Raw genomic sequence first — 17646 nt, forward strand, 5'->3', positions numbered from 1 at the left:
AGGTCAGGGGGATGCTGTGTTTCTGGCACAAGAAATTATCCGTAAAAAACGCGACGGTCAGCCACTGAGCGAAGAAGAGATTCGTTTCTTTATCAATGGGATCCGCGACAATGTGGTTTCCGAAGGGCAGATTGCTGCTTTGGCGATGACCATCTATTTCCATGACATGAGCATGCCGGAGCGCGTGGCACTTACTATGGCAATGCGTGATTCTGGCACGGTGCTCAACTGGCAGAGCCTTAATCTAAACGGCCCCATCGTGGATAAACACTCTACCGGTGGCGTGGGTGATGTGACATCACTGATGCTTGGCCCGATGGTCGCAGCCTGTGGTGGCTATGTGCCGATGATTTCTGGCCGTGGCTTGGGCCATACCGGCGGAACCTTGGACAAACTGGAAGCTATACCCGGTTTTGATATTTTCCCCGATGATAATGCGTTCCGTAAAATCATTCAGGACGTCGGTGTCGCCATCATTGGTCAAACCAGCTCATTAGCACCGGCAGATAAACGTTTCTACGCTACCCGTGATATCACCGCCACTGTAGATTCCATTCCACTGATTACCGCTTCTATTTTGGCGAAGAAACTGGCTGAGGGGCTGGATGCGTTGGTGATGGATGTGAAGGTGGGTTCTGGTGCTTTTATGCCGACATATCAACTATCTGCCGATTTAGCACAGGCCATTGTCAGTGTGGCTAACGGCGCGGGTTGTAAAACGACGGCACTATTGACTGATATGAATCAGGTGTTGGCTTCCAGCGCCGGTAATGCGGTTGAAGTGCGCGAAGCGGTGCGCTTCCTGACGGGTGAATATCGTAATCCACGCTTGTTAGAAGTGACGATGGCGCTGTGCGTTGAGATGCTGTTATCCGGTGGTTTGGCGCAAGATGATGCTGACGCCAGATCCAAGTTACAGGCGGTGCTGGATAACGGTAAAGCAGCAGAACTCTTTGGTCGCATGGTGGCGGCGCAAAAAGGCCCAAGTGATTTCGTTGAGCGCTATGACAGCTACCTGCCGGTAGCCACGCTGAGCAAACCGGTCTTTGCTGAACGAGCCGGCATTGTTACCGCGATGGATACCCGTGCGCTGGGTATGGCGGTGGTTTCCCTCGGCGGTGGTCGTCGGCGGGCAACTGATCCTATTGATTACAGTGTTGGTATCACTGAAATGGCACGTCTGGGGACTGGTGTTGATGGCCAGCAGCCATTAGCGGTGATTCATGCCAATAACGAAGACGACTGGCAGCAGGCAGCAGACGCACTACGTGCGGCGATCACCTTGGGTGACAAAGCGCCGGAAGAAACACCGGTTATCTATCGCCGTATTACTGAATAAACGCCATACTTTTGTTATTGACGCTATTTGCTTTCGACGGCAAATGTTAGCAAAAACAGATTAATTACATGGGGGAGCAAATGAACGTAGCTGCCCCAGAGCGTGAACCCACGCAGGAGAAAATAATGAAACGTACATTTATTATGGTATTGGACTCATTTGGTATTGGTGCCAGCGCCGATGCTAACAAATTTGGTGACCAAGGGGCCGATACACTGGGCCACATTGCTGAGGTCTGCGCCCGTGGTGAAGCTAACGTTGGTCGTAGTGGCCCATTGACGCTGCCAAACTTGAGTCGTTTAGGGTTGGGGAAAGCTGCCGAAGAGTCCACCGGTAAATTCCCAGTTGGGCTGGATAAGAATGCAGACATCATTGGTGCCTATGGTTATGCCAGTGAGTTATCCTCCGGTAAAGATACACCGTCAGGCCACTGGGAGATTGCGGGGGTGCCGGTGCTGTTTGACTGGGGTTACTTCAGTGATGTCGAAAACAGTTTCCCACAGGAACTGTTGGATAAACTGGTAAAACGGGCCAACCTGCCGGGTTATCTGGGTAACTGTCACTCAAGTGGGACCGTTATCCTTGACCAATTGGGTGAAGAGCATATGAAAACCGGCAAACCGATTTTCTATACCTCGGCGGACTCGGTGTTCCAGATTGCCTGCCACGAAGAAACTTTTGGCCTGGATCGCTTGTATGAGCTGTGTGAAATTGCCCGCGAAGAACTGACCGAAGGTGGCTACAATATTGGCCGTGTGATTGCGCGTCCGTTTATTGGTGACAAGCCGGGTAACTTCCAACGCACCGGTAACCGCCATGATCTGGCCGTTGAACCGCCAGCACCAACCATGTTGAAAAAACTGGTGGATGAGAAGGGGGGGGAAGTGGTTTCTATCGGTAAAATTGCCGATATCTATGCGCATGTGGGTATCACTCAGAAAGTGAAAGCCACCGGTCTGGATGCGCTATTTGATGCCACGATAGAAGAAATGAAGAAAGCCGGTGATAACACTATCGTGTTCACTAACTTTGTGGATTTTGACTCTTCTTACGGTCACCGTCGCGACGTTGCTGGTTATGCTGCTGCATTGGAACTGTTCGACCGCCGCCTGCCTGAGTTGATGGCGCTGGTAAAAGAGGATGACATCATGATCCTGACGGCTGACCACGGTTGTGACCCAACCTGGCCGGGCACTGACCATACCCGTGAGCACATTCCGGTCTTGGTTTACGGCCCGAAAGTCAAACCAGGATCGCTTGGGCATCGTGAGACCTTTGCTGATATTGGGCAGACGGTAGCGACATATTTCAATCTATCCCCAATGGATTACGGTAAGAATATGCTTTAAGTCATTCAGCTAAGCTGAGCGTGCCATTTTGAACCCGGGCAGTGCTCGCCCTCCTCACGTACTGCGTGTACGCTCCGGGGGCTGTGCGCTGGCCGTGCCCAAACTGTCGGTGCTCATCTACGCTGGCGATGGCTGATTTTCTCTGAACTGTGCAAAGTAGTTCAAACTTAAAAACAGCTCAGTAATATAAATTTTAATTCTCTGATTTTTAAGGAAAGTGATTATGGCAACGCCACATATTAATGCTGAAATGGGTGATTTCGCTGACGTTGTATTAATGCCAGGGGATCCACTGCGTGCGAAATTTATCGCCGAAACCTTCCTGCAAGACGTGCGCGAAGTGAACAATGTGCGTGGCATGTTGGGCTTCACCGGTACTTATAAAGGCCGCAAAATCTCTGTAATGGGTCACGGTATGGGTATCCCGTCCTGCTCCATTTACGCCAAAGAACTGATCACTGATTTTGGCGTGAAAAAAATCATTCGTGTCGGTTCATGTGGTGCGGTTCGCGCCGATGTGAAACTGCGTGATGTGGTGATCGGCATGGGGGCTTGTACCGACTCCAAAGTAAACCGTATGCGCTTTAAAGATCACGACTATGCAGCGATTGCTGACTTTGAAATGACCCGCAATGCAGTGGATGCGGCAAAAGCGAAAGGTATCGACGTCCGTGTAGGTAACCTCTTCTCTGCTGACCTGTTCTACACGCCAGACCCGCAAATGTTTGATGTGATGGAAAAATACGGCATTCTGGGCGTGGAAATGGAAGCGGCCGGTATCTACGGCGTTGCCGCGGAGTTCGGTGCTAAAGCCCTGACCATCTGTACTGTTTCTGACCATATCCGTACCGGTGAGCAAACCACCGCTGCGGAGCGCCAGACGACCTTCAATGACATGATTGAAATTGCATTAGAATCGGTGTTGTTGGGCGATCAGAAGTAATCCCGTCTCTGCTTCCCTCTATTCAGCGGCAGCGATTTCTGCCGCTGAATCTATTCATAAAATCTGCCAGAAAAAATAGGTTTCTTTACACATCAGATAATTAGCGCTATAAATCTATTCATCATTCTATTCATGAATCTATTCACATGCTCTCTCTGGAAACGTTATTACGCCAAAACCCGGCGACCGCGAGCTATCTGGCGCAAGCTATGGCAATCAGTCAACCCACTGTTTCCCGGCAATTAAGCAGGTTAAAAGAGAGGGTGCTGAAAATAGGTAAAGGTAAAGCAACCCAATATGCCTTGCGGCGGTACATTGCTGGAGATAGTGCCAGAGAGCATGCATTTCCGCTATATCGTATCGATGAACAGGGTCATGTAACCCATTTCGCGATGCTCTATCCTATCCATCCGGCTGAAATGTGCTGTGTACATCAACTGGCATCTGATACATGGCAGCTATTTGATAGCTTGCCTTGGTATTTGACTGATATGCGGCCTCAGGGGTTTCTCGGGCGGATTTGGGGGAAGTCAGTTGCAGGTAAGTTACAGCTCACCGATGACGTTCGTTTGTGGAATGAAGACCATATCTTATTAGCACTGTCACGTCAGGCCGATGATATGAATGGCAATATATTGATTGGACAACAAAGTTATCAACATTGGTTAGCAGCACCTGATGCGATACCTATCGATCCGGTAGATAAGTTATCTCGTTATGCAGAACTTTCTCAAAAGGCTCTGGCGGGTGAAATGGTCGGTTCTTCTGCGGGCGGCGAACAACCGAAATTTACTTGTTATGCAGGGTATCTGGATCGGCCTTCGTCTTATGTTATTGTCAAATTTTCTGCCTCTTCACAAAACGCCAATAGTCGGCGCTGGGGTGACCTACTGATATCTGAGTCGCTTGCACTTAACACCTTGAATAATAGGGGTTATAAAGCGGCCACAAGTCAGGTTTTACAGGGGGTTGGTAGGCAAATATTCCTTGAGGTAGAGCGATTTGATCGCTGCGGGCAGCGTGGCCGTTTAGGGATAGTTTCTTTAGAGGCGGTTAATGCAGAATTTGTTGGCAACCCAGTTGCCAGTTGGCCACAAGTTTGCCAACAATTAGTCGATAAAGGATTACTGGCCGCGCCGGCATTAGAGCAGGTCAACGTTATCTGGGCATTTGGTAAATTAATCGCTAATACCGATATGCACCAAGGTAACCTTTCCTTTCTGCATCCTGAGAACACACCACTATCATTAGCGCCAGTTTACGATATGCTGCCAATGGCATTTGCCCCGACGAGTACGGGGAATATGCGCCACAACGTGCCGGAAATCTCTTTATCTGCTGATATCAGCAAGCTGCACTGGCAACGCGCACAGCAACTGGCAAATATATTCTGGCAACAGGTGATAGATCACTCGAACATCAGTAATGAATTCAAACTTATTGCCCGACAGATGCAGGGAAAACTGCTTTCTCTCACCACGCTAATTGAGCGCATGGCATAATATCTATCCGCAGTATTATTTATCGCCCGTCTTTTTATCTGCATCTGCCTGACTGGCAGGTGTCTCAGGTGTCTCAGGTGTTTCATCCTCATCTTCTTTGACCGGCGTATTGGCGGTGAGCAGATAAGGTGATTGCTGCCAACGGCTGCGGCGACCTTGCAGCAGAGTGCGAGCCAGAATGATCCCCACCGCCAGTGCGACGAGAATCATCAAGCGCAGCAAATTGGTGGTATTATCCACTTGCTTGGATTCCGTCGCCAGCACATGGGTGTCCAGCGTCATACGCAGAAAGCCGCTTGGCCCGCTTTTCCCGGGGATCAGCTCGACAATCTGGTGGTTGAAATAGCTGCCGGGGCGTTTACCATCCAAAGCCAGTCGATCACGTACTTTTACGTTCTCTCCGGCGCTGGCGACCAGCGTTCCGTCAATTTGATATACACTGGCATCCAATACGCGGCTTGATTGCGTCAGTTGCTGGAGAATTTCGTCAACTTTTTGGCTGTCGATATCATCATCCCCACTGTCCATGATGGGGGCGAGGCTGAAAGTGACTTGTTTTGCCAGTGTTTTCGCCAGCTCTTCAACTTGTTCCGAACGAGCGAGTTGATGACTGAGGCTGAAATAGGATGCACCTTGCATCAGCAAGACTAATAATGCCAAGCAAATCAGCACAATAGCCGTACGGTGCAGTCGGAATTTTAGTTTGGCCTTAGCCATGCAGGTTCCTTGCAAGAATCGGTGACTTTATACCCGTCATACTTCAAGCCGCATGTGCGTTGGCTACTCTCAATAACCCGAATCACTTACTGATGTAAGTTTATCGGGATTATTTCGTTTGCCGCCTTCCCGCAACTCGAATTATTTAGGGTATATGTTGCCAGAAGCAAGGGCGATAGGATAGCTTGATGCGTCCTTTTGTCTGGTCTTTACCCCGTTTTCTACAGGAGTCATTCATGTCTAATAGTCTGACCTATTGCGATCTCCCCGCGGAGATCTATCAATGGCCAGGTCTGCCACTTTCGCTCAGTGGTGATGAGGTCATGCCGCTGGATTATCGTGCCGGTCATACAGGTTGGCTACTGTACGGTAGAAAGCTGGATAAACAGCGTATTACGGGTTTTCAGGGCCAATTGGGTGCCGCCATGGTGATTGTCTCCGCCTGGTGTGTGGAGGATTATCAGGTCATCCGTTTGGCCGGCAGTTTAACCCCACGGATTAAAACGTTAGCGGATGAAAACGGTCTTGATGTCGCCCCTCTGGGAGCTATCCCGCATTTGCGTACCCCGGGCCTGCTGGTGATGGATATGGATTCAACTGCCATCCAAATCGAATGTATTGATGAGATTGCCAAACTCGCCGGTGTCGGCGAAGAAGTGGCTGCCGTCACCGAACGCGCCATGCAAGGTGAACTGGACTTCGCCGCCAGCCTGCGCCAGCGGGTTGCCACCCTGAAAGGGGCGGATGCCAATATCTTAAAACAGGTACGTGACCAACTGCCATTGATGCCGGGGCTGACCAGCCTGGTCCGTAAGCTTCAGGCATTAGATTGGCATGTGGCGATCGCCTCCGGTGGTTTTACTTATTACGCTGAATATCTGCGCGACAAACTGCGTCTGGTCGATGTGGCAGCCAATGAACTTGAAATCAAAGACGGCAAGCTGACCGGCAAAGTGTTAGGGCCGATTGTCGATGCACAATATAAAGCCGATACCCTGCTCAAGTTGGCGGAAAAACTCAATATCCCTATTGCTCAAACAGTGGCTATCGGCGATGGCGCCAATGACCTGAAAATGATGCAAGCCGCCGGTTTAGGGCTGGCTTTCCATGCAAAGCCGAAGGTGTATGCCAAAGCGAAAGTGGCGATCCGCCACGGTGATTTGCTGAGTGTTCTTTGCATTTTGACCGGCAGTCTGAAGCACGAAGAACGATGAAATAGGCTGTTTTATTTGCCATTTTTGAGCTTGTGCAGTGCTCACAAAACGCATGCATTTTGAACACACTTAAGGGCGGCCCGTAGGGGGAGCGTAGCGAATAAAATCCTCACGTCGCCATGATTTACAACGTCATGGTGTACGCTCCGATTTCTGCGCGCTGTCTGCACTCAAACTGCCTGCAACAATTACGCTTATTAGGTAATTTGGGGCTCAGGCAGGTGTGAGCTAATTAAATTGAGGTGAACCGTGGCTAAAGCGCCAAAACGAGCATTTGTCTGTAATGAGTGTGGTGCCGATTATCCTCGTTGGCAGGGGCAGTGCAGTGCCTGCAATGCCTGGAATACCATTACCGAAATCAGGCTGGCGGCGGCAACCTCGTCGTCGTCGCGCAATGAGCGTTTTGGTGGCTATGCCGGTGATGCAGGCGTCAGCCGGGTACAGAAGCTGTCAGATATCAGTCTGGACGAACTACCGCGCTTTTCAACGGGCTTTCTTGAGTTTGATCGGGTGCTAGGTGGTGGTGTAGTGCCGGGCAGTGCCATTCTGATTGGTGGTAACCCCGGCGCGGGGAAAAGTACCTTACTGTTGCAAACGCTCTGCAAGCTGTCTGAAAACATGAAAACCCTGTATGTCACTGGCGAAGAGTCGTTGCAGCAGGTGGCGATGCGTGCGCATCGTTTGGGGTTGCCTACTGCGGGCCTCAATATGCTGTCGGAAACCAGTATCGAGCAAATTTGCTTGATTGCTGAGCAAGAGCAGCCGCGCTTGATGGTGATCGACTCCATTCAGGTGATGCATATGGCGGATATTCAGTCGTCGCCGGGCAGCGTGGCCCAAGTGCGCGAAACGGCCGCCTACCTGACCCGTTTTGCCAAAACCCGGGGTGTTGCCATTATCATGGTGGGCCATGTGACGAAAGATGGTTCACTGGCCGGGCCGAAAGTGCTGGAGCACTGTATTGACTGCTCTGTGATGCTTGATGGTGACGGTGATACTCGTTTCCGTACGCTGCGTAGCCACAAAAACCGCTTTGGTGCGGTTAATGAGTTAGGTGTATTTGCTATGACCGAACAGGGCTTGCGTGAAGTTAGCAACCCGTCGGCGATTTTCCTCAGCCGTGGGGATGAAGTCACTGCTGGTAGCTCGGTGATGGTGGTATGGGAAGGGACTCGCCCGCTGCTGGTAGAGATTCAGGCGCTGGTCGATCACTCAATGATGTCCAACCCACGTCGGGTGGCGGTCGGTCTGGAACAGAACCGGCTGGCAATCTTGTTGGCGGTATTGCATCGCCATGGCGGGTTACAGATGTCGGACCAAGATGTGTTCGTCAATGTGGTGGGTGGTGTGAAAGTGACAGAAACCAGTGCTGATCTGGCATTGCTGATGTCGCTAGTATCCAGCTTGCGTGACCGCCCGCTGCCACAGGATTTAGTGGTATTTGGTGAGGTAGGGCTAGCCGGTGAAATTCGCCCAGTACCCAGTGGTCAAGAGCGTATCTCTGAGGCGGCCAAACACGGTTTTAAACGCGCTATCGTGCCGTATGCCAATATGCCGAAGAAGCCCCTGCCCAATATGCAGGTGTTCGGGGTGAAGAAATTGGCTGATGCGTTGGCGGTGTTAGAGGATTTATAACCGCTAATTTAGTCGTGTTCATCTTGCGGCATACTGTGTTATTTTTGTTTAGCGCACTAAACAAGGAGGCGGTATGCTGCAATTCGACTATCTCAAAACAGCAATTAAGCAAAAGGGTTGCACCTTACAGCAAGTGGCCGAATGCAACGGCATGACCAAAGGTTATTTAAGCCAGCTACTCAACGACAAAATCAAAAGCCCCAGTGCGCAAAAGCTTGAAGCTCTGCACCGTTTCCTCGGGCTGGAGTTTCCCCGCCGTGAGAAAAAAGTCGGCGTGGTATTTGGTAAATTTTACCCGCTGCATACCGGCCATATCTATTTAATCCAGCGCGCCTGTAGCCAGGTTGACGAGTTGCACATCATTCTTTGTTTCGATGAGCCACGCGATCGTGAGCTGTTTGAGAACAGTTCGATGTCACAGCAACCGACAGTCAGTGACCGTTTGCGCTGGTTGTTACAAACCTTTAAATATCAGAAAAATATCCATATTCATTCGTTTGATGAGCACGGTATCGAGCCGTACCCCCATGGCTGGGATGTGTGGAGCCATGGCGTAAAGAGCTTTATGAATGAAAAAGGCATTGTTCCGAATTTTATTTATTCCAGCGAAAGCCAGGATGCGCCGCATTACAACGAGCAATTTGGCATCGAAACCATCCTGATTGATCCACAGCGCTCATTTATGAAGATCAGTGGTCGCCAGATCCGCCGTGACCCTTTCCGTTACTGGGACTATATTCCGACTGAAGTGAAGCCATTTTTTGTCCGTACTGTGGCGATACTGGGCGGTGAGTCCAGTGGGAAATCCACTTTGGTCAATAAGTTAGCCAATATCTTCAATACCACCAGTGCGTGGGAATATGGCCGGGATTATGTCTTCTCCCATCTTGGCGGCGATGAGATGGCGTTGCAATATTCTGATTACGACAAAATCGCGCTGGGGCAGGCACAGTATGTGGATTTTGCGGTGAAATACGCCAATAAAGTGGCATTTATCGATACTGACTTCGTTACCACGCAGGCCTTCTGCAAAAAGTATGAGGGCAAAGAGCACCCCTTCGTGCAGGCGCTGATTGACGAATACCGTTTTGATCTGGTTATTTTGTTGGAAAACAATACGCCGTGGGTTGCCGATGGTTTGCGCAGCCTGGGTAGCGATCGTGACCGTAAATCCTTCCAGAACTTACTGGAGCAGATGTTGCGCAGTAACAATATCGAATATGTTCACGTCGAATCGGCAGACTATGATGAACGCTTTCTGCGCTGTGTCGAACTGGTGCAACAGTTATTGGCCGCGGACCTGCAACGCCTTGCCCGCCCTTCATTATTGAGTGATGTACCACAATAGGGTTGATGAATATTTGATATCTGAGGGCGTGATTGTTGCAGTCAGTTTGCATGCGGACAGCGCACAGAAACCGGAGCGTACACCATGACGTTGTAAATCATGGCTACGTGAGGATTTCGAGCACTGCCCAAATGTAAAATAGCAAATAAAATAGCCCTGTTAATAATATATTTAGTAAGCAATAACGACTTTACCCTGCATATGTCCGCCTGCAACTTGCGCGTGGGCGGCATGCAGGTTTTCCACTGTCAGGCCGTGCAGGGTTTCGCTTAAGGTGCCTGGCAGTTTGCCCTCATCCACCAACTGGCTTACCTGTTTTAAAATTTGCCCTTGTTGGGCGATATCCGGGGTAGAGAACATACTGCGGGTGAACATAAATTCCCAATGCAGGGCGGCACTTTTTAGTTTTAACTGATTCTGATCCAACGGTTCTTCATTCTCAACGATGGTACAGATTTGCCCCAATGGTGCGATGAGCTCACTGATGGCGGGCCAATGGCCGTCGGTGTCATTCAGGCAAAGAATATAATCAACTTTATCAATACCTTCTTTTGCCAGCTCAGCTTTCAGATGGTGATAATCAACGGTCAAGTCCGCTCCACGTTCACGACACCAGGCGGCTGATGCTGGCCGTGATGCTGTTGCTATCACTTTTAGCGGGCTACGTAATGCCGCCAGGGGAATAGCTAATGAGCCAACCCCGCCCGCTCCCCCGATGATCAATAAACTTTGTCCGGCACTGGCTTGCTGAATTTTTAGATGTTCAAACAGCGCTTCCCACGCAGTTATTGCGGTTAATGGCAATGCTGCGGCCTGCGCCCAGTTGAATGAACGGGGTTTGTGGGCCACGATGCGAGCATCAACCAACTGTTGGTTAGCATTGCTACCGGGGCGGGTGATATCGCCGGCATACCACACTTCATCACCTGCACGGAACTCGGTGACGTTCGCACCGACGCTGATGACCACTCCAGCGGCATCCCAACCCAGAATTCGCGGCTGTTGCAGGCCATTCTTCTTCAGGCCAGCATGTACTTTGGTATCAACCGGATTGATGGACGCGGCTTTAACCTCAACCAGCAAATCAAACGGACCGGGAGTGAGTGGGTCCAGAGCGACTTCAATAAAATCGGTGGGTTGTTGCGGGTTCACCGCAATGGCTTTAACTGACATGGTAATACTCCTGTTTAGCGTATGGATTGAGTCTAGACCTTCTTGGTGGTGGTGATAAGATGGACAATCACTAACGCAGTGTTCGTCTAAGATAAACAATCATGTTTAAACAACTTCAGGATATGGCGCTGTTTGCACGAGTCGCGGAGTGTGGCAGCTTTACCCGTGCCGCTGAAATGGCGGGTTTACCGAAATCCAGTGTCAGCCAGCGCATCAGTCAGTTAGAACAAAACTTAGGTATCCGTTTACTCAATCGAACCACCCGTCAGCTGAACCTGACCTTTGCCGGTGAGCGCTATCTAGTGCATTGTCAGGAGATGCTACAAGCCGCAGAGCGCGCTGATCTGGCGCTGCAACGCCTGAAAGATAACCCCAGTGGCCGCTTGCGCATCTCAACTCCAGCAGGGCTGGGGGCGACTTTACTGGCGCGGTTGGCAACAGATTTCCAGCGGCAATACCCGGATGTGCTGTTGGAAGTGTTAGTCTCGGACACCATGGTAGATTTGGTTGAAGAGGGCTTTGATGTGGCATTGCGCACCGGTAAGCCGCAGGACTCGTCACTGATTGGCCGCCGATTGGGCTATGCGCCACGCTATCTGTTGGCGTCACCCGCCTATCTGGCACAGCATCCGCCACTCACTCATCCAAGGCAACTGGATACTCACCGCTGCATTGCCCACCGTGCCTGGCAGGCGCTGATTTTACGCCGTGAAGATGAGTTTTACCGCTGGCAGGTACCTGCGCTGCATGTCACTGATAATCTGCTGTATGCCCGTGAATGTGGCCTGGCGGGTGGTGGTATCACCCTATTACCGGCATTTTTAAGCCGTGAAGTGGTGGCAAACCGTCAATTAGTGGAAGTGTTACCACAATGGCAGGCTGAAGGTAATGAGCTGTATCTGGTGTATCCGAGTCGTAAGTTGAACTCACCGGCATTGAGCTGTTTTATTGATGTGGTGATAGGCCATCCGGTATTTGAAGATTATGTGCAGGGGCTGGCAACGTCCTGAAAGATGTGGAGCCAGGCTCCACATCGGGTGAGCTATGCCAAATAGAACACTTCTCGTAGTGCCTGGCTTACCGGGCTGTTATCAGGGTTGGCTGGCATCACATCGGCCATATGTTGCCACCAGCGCTGGCAAATGGCGGTTTGGGCCACGGCATTCCAGCGCTCTTCTGATTCAATTTCGACAAAACCAAATAGCAAATTGCGCGTGTCATCAAGAAAAATTGAATAGTGGTGAGCGCCATGGGCTTTCAGTACCGCTTCCAGTTCAGGCCAGATGGGTGAGTGCCGCCGCTGATATTCTGCATGGGCATCAGGGTTAACCTGCATTACAAAGGCTTTGCGTATCATGATATTACTCCGATCAAAGTGCCTGTAAGTACAGTGCGCGGACTTGATCTCTGTCCGCAGTACGTGGGTTACAAGGAGCACAAGGATCCGCCAGCGCTTTATCTAACCAGCCTTCGATATCACTTTCCTGAATACCTAATGCTGAGAAGCCAACAGGAATGCCAACACGTTGCGACAACTGCCGAATGGCGCTTATCGCTTGATGGCTGGCTTGCTCATCAGTCAACTGCTGAGTATTTACCCCCATGGCTTGTGCTATGCGGGCAAAACGGCTGACTGCCTGTGGGCGGTTATACTCTTCAATAATTGGCAGTAAAATAGCATTGCACACCCCGTGTGGAAGGTTATGGGTCGCACCCGGCTGATGGGCCAGTGCATGCACTAAACCTAGCCCGGCGCTGTTAAATGCCATACCCGCCAGATACTGGCCGCACGCCATCATTTCACGTGCGTGCAGATTCTTACCGTCATCGACTGCCAGAGGTAACCATTGGCTGATCAGGCGGATAGATTCAAGCGCTGAATGGTCGGTTAGGGTGTGTGCGCCCAGCGATACATAGGCTTCGATAGCGTGGGTGAGGGCATCCATTCCGGTTGCAGCAGTCACACTGGCAGGAATATTCAACATGACAGAGGGGTCATCGACGGCGATATCAGGAATGATATTGGTATCGATAATGACTTCTTTTACTTGCCGCTGGCTATCAATAATCACTGCATTACTGGTCAGTTCTGCGGCTGTTCCGGCGGTGGTATTGATGGCGACCAGCGGGACACCACTCTGTTTTACTTTACCGACACCAGAGTATGCCGTGGATGGCCCCGGATTGGCGGTCAAAATCTTAACGGCTTTGGCTGTATCGATTGGGCTACCGCCACCAAAAGCTATCAGATAGTCACACTGATGCTGCCTGAAAGCGGCTAATCCTGCCTGTACTAACGCTTCGGTAGGGTTAGGAAATACCTCGCCAAACAAGGCATAAGGTAACTGATGCTGTTGCATCGCAGCGAACAGACCGTCGAGTAGGCCTAGCTCGACCAACTGCCCATCAGTGACAATCAGGGCTTTGCCCCACTGTTTGTCACCGAGTAATTTAACCATATCCTCGATTGCACCTGTGCCGTGCAAGCTGATTTTTGGTAGTGCCAACATAAAGCTCATGCTGTGCTCCTCAAAGAAAGCAGACCAGATAATGACCAGCCCCGGCCTGAACCGGAGCGTTGGTCGAAGGGGTTAAACGTCCAGTGCAGCGGCTAATGGGGTCACGTCAAAACGAGCCGCGAGTGCTATCAGTTGTTCACGAGAAATGGTTTGCTGCTTGCCACCCATCGACAGGACTTTCACCATGATTTCGGCGGATTTCTCGGCGGTATCAATCAGACCAAAGGCATCATCCAGTGTTGGCCCACTGCCGAAAATACCGTGGAACGGCCACAGCACTAGGCTGTGTTCACGCATCTGCTCGGCGGTTTGGCTACCAATACCGTCGGTTCCCGGCACCATCCACGGCACGATGCCGATACCGTCGGGGAACACCACCAGGCACTCGGTGCTGCCCTCCCATAACAATCGAGTGAAGCTGGCATTTTCCAGTTTTTGTACATAACTCAGAGCAATCAGATTGGTGGCATGGCAATGCATGATCACTCGGTTGCTGCCACCACTGACTTGCATGCGAACAATATGAGATTGGAAGTGCGCGGCAAGCTCTGAGGTTGGTAGCCCCCCTTGCGGCAGGCCCCAGTGAATGTGATAAGCCATGCCATCATTGCTGACTTGCAGTAGTACCAGATTGTCTTCTGGGTTTAATTCAACATTGCGGAAAAATTTGCCAGAGCCGGTGACTAAGAACCAACTGTTCGCCAGTTCAGGGGCGGGTTGAGTGAGTTCTACGTTACGTGGTTGCGCAGCGAAATCACCACGATACGGTTCAACCTCTTCAGCCAATAAGCGCAGGCTGATATTGCCACCGTTACGTTCATCCCACCCTTTGCGCCACATATCGCTGGTGGCTTTAATCATTCCCTGAATAAACCAGGAAGATTGAATAGCTTGCATAATCATGAGTCCTTAACGTTGGCTGAGAGTCTGTTGTTCGTAATCACGTACGGCATTGAGCCAGCGGGCATCGACCGGCACATCGTTGCGCTGACAATACCCTTCCCAGATGGCTTGCCATGGCAGGGATTTCTGTTCTTCCAGCAGCGCCAGACGTGCGGTGTAGTCACCGCGCAGTTCCAATTGGCGTAGCATCTCAGTCGGTTCCAATAAGGCACGCAGCAAGGCTTTCTTCATGTTGCGAGTGCCAATGACCCAGGCGGCGATACGGTTGATGGAGGCATCGAAGAAGTCGAGACCGATATGCACCCTGTCGAACAGGTCGTGGCGGATAATTTCGCTGGCGATAGCTTGTGTTTCATCATCGAGCAAGACCACATGGTCGCTGTCCCAACGCACCGGACGGCTGACATGCAGTAGCAGGCGCGGAACATACAGCATGGCACTAGAGATCTTGTCGGAAATCACTTCGGTCGGATGGAAGTGACCGGCGTCCAGACACAGTGCGGTCTGGCGGCTGGCGGCATATCCCATGTAAAACTCGTTAGAGCCGACGGTGTAGCTTTCAGCCCCAATACCAAACAATTTGCTTTCGACGGCATCAATGTGATGGTTTGGGTTTAACTTTTCACTGATAACCTCATCCAGTGCTGATAGCAGCCGTTGGCGGGGTGCCAAACGGTCGATGGGGGTATCCTTCATGCCATCGGGGATCCAGATATTCATCACCGATGGTGTCCCTAGTTGCTCACCAAAATAGGCAGAGACCCGGCGGCTGGCCTGACAATGTTCAATCCAGAATTGGCGAATTTCAGGGTTAGCATGAGACAGGGTAAAACCATCGGCACTCAGTGGATGAGAGAAGCAGGATGGGTTGAAGTCCAATCCCAGATGATGTTTTTTAGCCCACTCAACCCAGCGGCTAAAGTGGCGTGGCTCAATTTTATTACGCGCCACGGGGGTATCCGATTCGAGATAAATAGCATGTAAATTGAGTCGTTTAGGGCCGGGAATCAATGTTAGGGCCAGTTCGAGGTCAGAACGTAACTCAGTAGCATTACGCGCTTTACCGGGGTAGTTACCGGTGGCCTGAATCCCGCCGGTCAGTACACCATCCGGGTTTTCAAAACCGGTGACGTCATCACCTTGCCAGCAGTGCATGGAGACCGGCAGGGTATCAAGGCGGGCAAGTGCGGCATCAACATCCACGCCGACGGCGGCAAAGCGCTGTTTAGCCAGATCCCAGGCCTGTTCAATAGAGTTCGTCATATGCAAAGTTCCTTAGGTAATTGACTCAGTGACTGGAATTGCGGCCAATGGGCTGCAAAGTCAGTGTTGTCGTGAGGGGATAAAGGGTGGAGTGGGAAGTTATTCGCCACGATGCGGCGGTAGTGAGCAACATCGCTCACCTCTCCCAGTGCAATTAATTGGCTGCCAATATTGCCCAGTGTCGAGGCTTCAACCGGCCCCATAGTGACATTCAGGCCACAGGCATCAGCACAGAGCTGATTAAGGAATTGGTTTTGGCAGCCGCCACCGACGATATGCAAATGGCTGATTGGACGCCCGCGTAACTCTGCCAGTTCTTGGGCAACTTGCCGGTACAACATGGCGAGGCTATCAAAGATACAACGAGCCAGTTGGGCTGCGGTGGTGGGGATTGGCATACCATATTCGCGGCAGGCGTTCTGAATCTCGCCGCACATATTGGCTGGATTAATAAAGCGGCTGTCATTGGGGTTAATCAGCGAGCGACAAGCTGGTTGGCGTGCCGCCTGTTCGATCAACTGCGGCAGGTTTTTAATCTGCAACTCATCAGTGGCCCGTTGCAGTAACCACAAACCCATAATATTTTTCAGTACCCGGTAGCGGCTTTCAGCGCCACCTTCATTGGTGATATTGCTGGCCAGCGCCTGCCCATGGGTTATGGGGGTGAGGCTTTCAAACCCCATCAATGACCAAGTACCAGAGCTAAGATAGGCAGCATCCGCATCAATCAAGGGTGCGGCAAGTACCGCGCTGGCAGTATCGTGGCTGGCAACGGCAATGACCGGCACCTGCTGGCCGCTGGCGCCTGGCCAATAGCCGATGGTATTGCCAGGTTTAGTGGGTTTGGCAAACCAATGGGCCGGTACCCCGGCATAGGCTAATAGATCGCTATCCCAATCATTGGTTTCAATATTAAGTAACTGGGTGGTAGTGGCATTGGTGTATTCCCAGTTAAGCTGGCCAGTAAGGCGATAGTGCAAATAGTCCGGGATCAGTAACAGATGGGCGACATCGGCCAACAAATACGGTTGCTGTTCACTTAATGCCCGTAATTGATACAAGGTATTGAACGGTAAAAATTGAATACCGGTACGGCGATAAATGGCACTGCTTCCCAGCGTTTGTTGCGCTTGCTCCATCACACCCTGCGTACGACTGTCGCGGTAGGAGACTGGCTGTCCGACCCGTTTCCCTTGCTTATCAAGCAAAACAAAATCAACACCCCAGCTATCAATTCCAATGCTGTCGAGCTGAATCCCTTCGCTATCGAGCTGATTCAGGCCCTGACGGATTGATTGTTCAATAGCATCGATATCCCAGACATCGGTACCATCAATAGATTTAATCTGATTAGCAAAGCGGCAAACTTCTCGCAGTTCAAGTTGCGGTTGGCTGGGATGATAACTCGCCAGCATCACGCGCCCGCTGGATGCGCCAAGGTCAATGGCGACTATGTGCCGGGGGCTGATAGATGGTGTTACTGCTGATTGTGTGGGCATGATTAGCGGCCTGTCATTTCTCAATGCCCACAGTGTAGAAACTTGCCTTACCTACCACCTTCTCATCACTGCCAGCCGCTATGGCTTGCTGGCAAAATGACGAAAGTGAAAGTGAAACAGCTCACAGTTTCGTATTTAAACAGGGCATCGCTCGCCTGTGACCCTGCGCATACTTTTCAACATTGCTGCACTTATCTAAAAAAAATCACCACCAAAGTCGCTTTTAACGTCAAAAATTGAAG

The 17646-nt window shown here is 51.1% G+C and carries 16 protein-coding genes; 9 read left to right on the forward strand and 7 right to left on the reverse strand.

The genetic code is table 11. The features are described 5' to 3' along the window. Window positions 1-16: 16 nt before the first annotated feature. The 4 genes from deoA to yjjJ all read left to right on the forward strand — a co-directional run bounded on the left by deoA (window position 17) and on the right by yjjJ (window position 5133). Entirely contained in the window at window positions 17-1339 is a 1323-nt protein-coding gene (gene deoA / locus Q2T72_RS03340) for a thymidine phosphorylase (protein WP_083160688.1), read from the forward strand. A gap of 125 nt (window positions 1340-1464) precedes the next feature. Further along, a complete protein-coding gene (gene deoB / locus Q2T72_RS03345; protein WP_042568600.1) occupies window positions 1465-2688 on the forward strand; it encodes a phosphopentomutase in 1224 nt (407 codons plus the stop codon). 223 nt (window positions 2689-2911) lie between these two features. After that, window positions 2912-3631, forward strand: coding sequence for a purine-nucleoside phosphorylase (gene deoD / locus Q2T72_RS03350; protein ID WP_083160686.1), 720 nt, complete (start codon window positions 2912-2914; stop codon window positions 3629-3631). A 128-nt stretch (window positions 3632-3759) separates the two neighbouring features. After that, a complete protein-coding gene (yjjJ, locus tag Q2T72_RS03355; RefSeq protein ID WP_372569850.1) occupies window positions 3760-5133 on the forward strand; it encodes a type II toxin-antitoxin system HipA family toxin YjjJ in 1374 nt (457 codons plus the stop codon). 15 nt (window positions 5134-5148) lie between these two features. Here yjjJ and Q2T72_RS03360 read toward each other — a convergent pair whose 3' ends face one another. Next, window positions 5149-5850: a YtjB family periplasmic protein gene (locus Q2T72_RS03360; protein WP_083160681.1), complete on the reverse strand. Its 702-nt coding sequence runs from the start codon at window positions 5848-5850 to the stop codon at window positions 5149-5151. A 236-nt stretch (window positions 5851-6086) separates the two neighbouring features. Between Q2T72_RS03360 and serB the strand changes: the two genes are divergently transcribed. From serB to nadR, 3 genes are all read left to right on the forward strand, one after another. Then, entirely contained in the window at window positions 6087-7064 is a 978-nt protein-coding gene (serB, locus tag Q2T72_RS03365) for a phosphoserine phosphatase (RefSeq protein WP_083160679.1), read from the forward strand. 249 nt (window positions 7065-7313) lie between these two features. Then, window positions 7314-8699: a DNA repair protein RadA gene (gene radA, locus Q2T72_RS03370; protein WP_004701929.1), complete on the forward strand. Its 1386-nt coding sequence runs from the start codon at window positions 7314-7316 to the stop codon at window positions 8697-8699. Between the two features lie 73 nt (window positions 8700-8772). Continuing rightward, on the forward strand, window positions 8773-10047 hold the full coding sequence (gene nadR / locus Q2T72_RS03375; protein WP_083160677.1) for a multifunctional transcriptional regulator/nicotinamide-nucleotide adenylyltransferase/ribosylnicotinamide kinase NadR: 1275 nt from the start codon (window positions 8773-8775) through the stop codon (window positions 10045-10047). A gap of 171 nt (window positions 10048-10218) precedes the next feature. On the opposite strand, the gene Q2T72_RS03380 is transcribed toward nadR, so the two are convergent. Then, window positions 10219-11220 (reverse strand): zinc-binding alcohol dehydrogenase family protein, encoded by a 1002-nt coding sequence (locus Q2T72_RS03380; protein ID WP_372568644.1) that lies wholly within the window; start codon window positions 11218-11220, stop codon window positions 10219-10221. Window positions 11221-11321: 101 nt separating this feature from the next. Between Q2T72_RS03380 and Q2T72_RS03385 the strand changes: the two genes are divergently transcribed. Continuing rightward, window positions 11322-12230: a LysR family transcriptional regulator gene (locus Q2T72_RS03385; RefSeq protein WP_372568645.1), complete on the forward strand. Its 909-nt coding sequence runs from the start codon at window positions 11322-11324 to the stop codon at window positions 12228-12230. 32 nt (window positions 12231-12262) lie between these two features. Here Q2T72_RS03385 and rhaM read toward each other — a convergent pair whose 3' ends face one another. The 5 genes from rhaM to rhaB all read right to left on the reverse strand — a co-directional run bounded on the left by rhaM (window position 12263) and on the right by rhaB (window position 17359). Continuing rightward, on the reverse strand, window positions 12263-12577 hold the full coding sequence (gene rhaM, locus Q2T72_RS03390; RefSeq protein WP_083160673.1) for an L-rhamnose mutarotase: 315 nt from the start codon (window positions 12575-12577) through the stop codon (window positions 12263-12265). 13 nt (window positions 12578-12590) lie between these two features. Beyond that, window positions 12591-13739: a lactaldehyde reductase gene (gene fucO, locus Q2T72_RS03395; protein WP_372568646.1), complete on the reverse strand. Its 1149-nt coding sequence runs from the start codon at window positions 13737-13739 to the stop codon at window positions 12591-12593. Window positions 13740-13811: 72 nt separating this feature from the next. Continuing rightward, on the reverse strand, window positions 13812-14636 hold the full coding sequence (gene rhaD / locus Q2T72_RS03400; protein WP_083160669.1) for a rhamnulose-1-phosphate aldolase: 825 nt from the start codon (window positions 14634-14636) through the stop codon (window positions 13812-13814). A gap of 12 nt (window positions 14637-14648) precedes the next feature. Continuing rightward, window positions 14649-15905 (reverse strand): L-rhamnose isomerase, encoded by a 1257-nt coding sequence (locus Q2T72_RS03405; protein WP_050312485.1) that lies wholly within the window; start codon window positions 15903-15905, stop codon window positions 14649-14651. Further along, window positions 15902-17359, reverse strand: a complete 1458-nt coding sequence (rhaB, locus tag Q2T72_RS03410) for a rhamnulokinase (protein WP_372569851.1) — start codon at window positions 17357-17359, stop codon at window positions 15902-15904. The genes Q2T72_RS03405 and rhaB overlap by 4 nt, the downstream gene beginning before the upstream one ends. Here rhaB and Q2T72_RS03415 point away from each other — a divergent pair. Beyond that, the gene (locus Q2T72_RS03415; RefSeq protein ID WP_102970476.1) at window positions 17349-17504 is read left to right on the forward strand and encodes a phosphoribosylaminoimidazole synthetase; all 156 of its coding nucleotides are present in this window, start codon (window positions 17349-17351) and stop codon (window positions 17502-17504) included. The genes rhaB and Q2T72_RS03415 overlap by 11 nt on opposite strands. Window positions 17505-17646: the final 142 nt, after the last annotated feature.

The sequence above is a fragment of the Yersinia sp. 2466 StPb PI genome, assembly GCF_041538325.1.
In the GTDB taxonomy this organism is placed as follows: Bacteria; Pseudomonadota; Gammaproteobacteria; order Enterobacterales; family Enterobacteriaceae; genus Yersinia; species Yersinia enterocolitica_E.

Excerpts from the sequence above, each read along its gene's own strand:
- deoB (WP_042568600.1), top strand. The coding sequence starts at position 1,465 with ATGAAACGTACATTTATTATGGTATTGGACTCATTTGGTATTGGTGCC.
- deoD (WP_083160686.1), top strand. The coding sequence starts at position 2,912 with ATGGCAACGCCACATATTAATGCTGAAATGGGTGATTTCGCTGACGTT.
- Q2T72_RS03360 (WP_083160681.1), bottom strand. The coding sequence starts at position 5,850 with ATGGCTAAGGCCAAACTAAAATTCCGACTGCACCGTACGGCTATTGTG.
- serB (WP_083160679.1), top strand. The coding sequence starts at position 6,087 with ATGTCTAATAGTCTGACCTATTGCGATCTCCCCGCGGAGATCTATCAA.
- nadR (WP_083160677.1), top strand. The coding sequence starts at position 8,773 with ATGCTGCAATTCGACTATCTCAAAACAGCAATTAAGCAAAAGGGTTGC.
- Q2T72_RS03380 (WP_372568644.1), bottom strand. The coding sequence starts at position 11,220 with ATGTCAGTTAAAGCCATTGCGGTGAACCCGCAACAACCCACCGATTTT.
- Q2T72_RS03385 (WP_372568645.1), top strand. The coding sequence starts at position 11,322 with ATGTTTAAACAACTTCAGGATATGGCGCTGTTTGCACGAGTCGCGGAG.
- rhaM (WP_083160673.1), bottom strand. The coding sequence starts at position 12,577 with ATGATACGCAAAGCCTTTGTAATGCAGGTTAACCCTGATGCCCATGCA.
- fucO (WP_372568646.1), bottom strand. The coding sequence starts at position 13,739 with ATGAGCTTTATGTTGGCACTACCAAAAATCAGCTTGCACGGCACAGGT.
- rhaD (WP_083160669.1), bottom strand. The coding sequence starts at position 14,636 with ATGCAAGCTATTCAATCTTCCTGGTTTATTCAGGGAATGATTAAAGCC.
- Q2T72_RS03405 (WP_050312485.1), bottom strand. The coding sequence starts at position 15,905 with ATGACGAACTCTATTGAACAGGCCTGGGATCTGGCTAAACAGCGCTTT.
- Q2T72_RS03415 (WP_102970476.1), top strand. The coding sequence starts at position 17,349 with ATGGCGACTATGTGCCGGGGGCTGATAGATGGTGTTACTGCTGATTGT.